Source organism: Microcystis flos-aquae FACHB-1344 (genome assembly GCF_014698375.1).
Lineage (GTDB): Bacteria > Cyanobacteriota > Cyanobacteriia > Cyanobacteriales > Microcystaceae > Microcystis > Microcystis aeruginosa.
On record NZ_JACJSW010000159.1, the window covers coordinates 1 to 4,339 of the forward strand.

Here is a 4,339-nt window from a genome sequence, read left to right on the forward strand (position 1 = left end):
GCGTAAGGACTTCCGGAGTTTGTGTCCAGTAGTCCATTAGTATTATATTGCTTTAACTCAGGCTGTGTAAGACTTTTAGCCATAGCTAGTATATTTATACGGGGGAAGTCCAGATATACTTTAATTGGCATGGTCTTCCTCCTTGGAATTTTTTTGCTGTACAATCGAGAAATCTGGATCGCCATAAATACAATACAGTAGCCAGAATAAGTTTCTTTCGTTGGCTGCAACTTCTTTGGCTTTGGCTACAGCCTGTCCGATAGTAATTTTCTCATCTGGGTTGAATAATTCACGGTAAACAATTTCGGCAAAGTTGACGGCATATTTCACTGGTACGGCTCCTAAAGTTCCAATGAAAGCATCTGCACCACGCTGATAAAATTTCCAGCCAAAACTGCTAAATTTTCCAAAGGTTAACACGGGAACGGTTGAAGCACAGGCGTTAGCAAACACAAGACTACCCGGCTCAAGGGGTAGCCTTTGGATGGTTTCAGGGAGCAAGTTTTCAATTCGGGTTTTGTTTTTATCGCCAGCAATTTGGAGTAGGTGCGGTTCTAAATGTCCGTGACAGGTAAAATGAAGCGCATCTGTGCCTGGAATAGCTTTTACAAGGGACGAAATTGGCTGTTTAGCTAACAAGTGTACCGCTTCCGGGGGGAGAAGATTAGAGAATAGATGGGTAGCTCGCTCTGCTTCCGAGGAAGGTACATCTCCACCGACAATATTGACAATCCGCTTGATTTGTCTTTTTCCCTTACTTTCAGGTCTATTTCTTTTTGGTAAATCTTGACTATCGCTGAGGCGAGGAGAGCGAGCAATAATAAACTTCTTTCCCCAAAAATCTTCGCCGTCGTACATTAATTCCCAAGGAATCCACTGTTCATTAGTGGAGATAATGACAGGAGAACCAATCTTCCAATCTCGCACTTTTTTTGCTACTTCAGAGGGAATTAACATCTCGAACAAGTTAGCGCCAACACTCTGAAGATTGAAACAGATACTCTCCCAACGCTCATCAGAGGGGTTTCCTTGTTGCACTACTTCTGTCAGGAAAGCATTCAAACTTCGCAAATCATCTTCAATTTGTTGCTGAATATTAGGAATTGTTTTCTCCCACTCGCCTAAGCGATTCGCTGGGAAAATGGTATAGAGTAATTTACTTTCTCTCTCAATCCAAGTAACATTAAGTGTGTGTTTATCGGGATTAACCGTCATACTTTCTAAGTTTTTGAGACCATCAATTGGGTCTTCCATTGATAAAACTTTTGGCGATATTTCATGATATGATGAGAAAGTTACGTTAGTTTGAACGATTACATACCCAACTCTTGTTGCTCCTCTGAAAAACTCAATCTCAATAACTTGCTCACCTCTTTCAAGAGGAACAAGGGTAAAAATCACTTCGTTGGAATCGCCTTTAACTGGAACAGTCAACTGCTGCTGATAAGGTCTTATGGCAAATGCTGGAGCAGTAACCTTGACATTTAGTTTAACTTGCTTAGTATTAAGTCCTACTGTAAGCCAAATTTTTTCTGGAACACGAGTAAATTTTGGAATCTCTTGAGTTAGCTGAATCTTTAAATCAACTTTTTGTTCAAGAACACATCCTGATGGGAATTCGATTCGAGTGTGGCGTTGAATTGTTACGCTATTAGACGACGGAAGGGGTTTAGGCTGCTCAGAGAAAGGCGGCCGAATAAACTCCCCACGCTCGTTAATACTCCCGTTATTCGAGTTAAAATAACCCGGGTTGCCGATATATTTTCTGTTTAAATCCGCTTCTCCACCTGCCAATTTGTCGGGTGGAACCTTAACCGTCGGTTCCACCTTTACATATGAGTTTATGTCTTGAACAAATTCAGTTTTTCTTAGCCTTAGTCCCTCACCGATTACTGATAAGCTTGTTTCTGGATGAGTCAGCAGTTGAAATTGAATACAGAAATCAGCCAACTGGAAATATCGAGCCTCAATAGCTTTATAAGCTGTCTCAAGGAGGTCCAAATCGACTTGGCTCAGAATAGTTGCAAAATCAGCTACAAGGCTTTGAGTTTCAGCAGCAAATTTCTTTAAGAGAGTATCAGCTTCACTAAACTTATTTTGTCCCAACAATGCAGCAAGTTGTACGAGTTGCCTATTGCGAGTGTTAGGAAAGTATGCAGCCAAAGCATAAGCCTCGGCGAATTCCCCTTCTCCCAGAAGAGCGACAATCGGTTGCAGCCAAGTTTCACGAGGTGTTTCACTGCGAGTTTCCATTTCCTATACCCTTCCTGACAACGTGGAAAATCTCGTCCTCACTGGTACTGGTAATCTTAATGGCACGGGTAATGCCTTGTCAATTTGGTGGGGCCATTAATGCCCCGGTCGCTTTTACCCGGGCAACAGATAGCACCACGACCAATATTAACACCATTGTTACTAACGTCTTTACCGATGCTAATGGCGCAACAGCCGGAAATCAAGCTCTCGGGATGAACAGTGCTGCTTTAGTGCGGGTTGCTAATACTACTACCACTTACCTAATTATCAACGACGGTACAGCAGGCTTCCAAAGTGCTAATGATTTGGTGATTAATCTGACTGGGTTAACGGGTAGTTTACCGGCGCTCGGCACTATTCCAGTCAATAGTTTCTTTGTCTAAATTGATGGGGGGGATTAATTCTCCCCTTTTAATGCTCCCGTTCAAGTAATTTTGATACAAAAAAAGTTAAGAGGCTCTTCTCGACTTTGTGTTATAATTTTTGCTTATGAAACCGTGAAATACCTATCAAGCAAGACTTTTAGGGCTATTTTAACGTTCGGCGATGCTCAGTCGGGCCGCGGAAGAAACTAGAAAATATCAGTATAGACATCGTTTCCACACATAAACCAGAAGAGCCGTTCAAAAAACTTTATAAATGATATTGATTGGTTTGTTTATAATAAGCCCCATTAATACCAACTGAAACCATAATCAACCATAGACAATAATCAATTATCAGAATCGATGCTAATCTATGCAAAAAAACTCTATGGACAGCTTGCCGCCCAAGACTAACCAGTTTTCAGATACCCAAGCGCCGGCAGCGAGTCCATCTCAGCGCCAAGCAGTGCCGGTCAATTATGAGTACAGCCTCAATCTGCCGGAATTACTCAACCAGTTTGACTTGTCGGTGTTGATTTCCACCTACCAAGCGGGACGAGTGGCCAGCATTGGCACTTATCAAGGACAAATGCGGGTGAGTTTCGCCCATTTTGACCAAGCGATGGGTTTAACCCGAACCGCTACCGGAATTGCTGTGGGCGCTCGTCAGGCAATTTGGAATTTACCCGCTAATCGAGAGATTGCCCCCCAGATTAAACCAGAAGGGGAACAGGATATCGCCTTTTTAGCTCGTTCCTCTCACCTCACCGGTCCGATTATGGGTCATGATTTGGCCTTTGGCAGTAATCGCCTTTGGGTGGTCAATACCTTATTTAACTGTCTGGCAACCATCGAAGGAAATTGGAGTTTTCTCCCCCAGTGGAAACCGCCCTTTATCACCGAGTTAGTCCCCGGGGACCGCTGCCACCTCAATGGCTTGGCTATGGCTGAAAATAGCGGCACTCCCGCCTATGTAACGGCATTGGGGGAAACCAACGAGGAAAGCCTCTGGCGAGAGAATAAGGCCCAGGGCGGATGCTTAATTGATGTGGCTAGGGGAGAGGTGATTCTGCGGGGTTTAGCTATGCCCCATTCTCCCCGCCTTTACCAGGGTAATCTCTATTTTCTCAATTCCGGTTATGGAACCTTGAACCGTTGGCATCCCCAAACTGGCAGCACGGAAATCGTGGCGGAATTGCCCGGTTTTACCCGGGGTTTGGACTGTTGGGAAGGTCACGCCTTTGTCGGGTTGTCCCAAGTGCGGGAAACGGCGATTTTTGGCGGTTTACCCCTGGATGAGCGGCGTAATCAATTGCGGTGCGGGTTGGCTATTGTCAACCTAGCTACCGGTCAACTGGTGGCAACTTTTTGGTTCAATAGCGGCGTGGAGGAGGTTTTTGCCGTCTCTGTCCTGCCGGGCTACCGCAACCCGGCGCTAATTGGACCGGATACCGACCTCGACGGCACTCAATCGGTGTGGATGGTGCCTTCTTTAATTGTTTAATTTTCACCCTATTATTCAGGAAAAAATCATGTCAACTCCTTTTTTAGTTAAAGATATCTTCCCCGGGTCCTTTAACTCCTACCCCAAATATCTGACGGCATTATATAGTTTTACCAATAAATGTTAGAACAAAGATGTAGATGTAGGTTGCTCTAATGGGAAGTTTTGTGACGACAAGTAGCATTTCTGATATTTATGGGGAATAATAGATTTA

The 4,339-nt window shown here is 44.1% G+C and carries 2 protein-coding genes and 1 pseudogene; 2 read left to right on the top strand and 1 reads right to left on the bottom strand.

Translation table 11 applies throughout. The features are described 5' to 3' along the window. Nucleotides 1–120: 120 nt before the first annotated feature. On the bottom strand, nucleotides 121–2,253 hold the full coding sequence (locus tag H6G48_RS14655) for a CHAT domain-containing protein (protein ID WP_190722309.1): 2,133 nt from the start codon (nucleotides 2,251–2,253) through the stop codon (nucleotides 121–123). On the opposite strand from H6G48_RS14655, the pseudogene H6G48_RS14660 reads away from it, so the two are divergent. Further along, nucleotides 2,237–2,639 (top strand): annotated as a pseudogene (locus tag H6G48_RS14660) (bluetail domain-containing putative surface protein); the annotation flags it as partial. The gene H6G48_RS14655 and the pseudogene H6G48_RS14660 overlap by 17 nt on opposite strands. Nucleotides 2,640–3,009: 370 nt before the next feature. After that, nucleotides 3,010–4,125 (top strand): TIGR03032 family protein, encoded by a 1,116-nt coding sequence (locus tag H6G48_RS14665; protein ID WP_190722310.1) that lies wholly within the window; start codon nucleotides 3,010–3,012, stop codon nucleotides 4,123–4,125. The last annotated feature ends 214 nt before the right edge of the window (nucleotides 4,126–4,339 follow it).

Excerpts from the sequence above, each read along its gene's own strand:
- H6G48_RS14655 (WP_190722309.1), bottom strand. The coding sequence starts at position 2,253 with ATGGAAACTCGCAGTGAAACACCTCGTGAAACTTGGCTGCAACCGATT.
- H6G48_RS14665 (WP_190722310.1), top strand. The coding sequence starts at position 3,010 with ATGGACAGCTTGCCGCCCAAGACTAACCAGTTTTCAGATACCCAAGCG.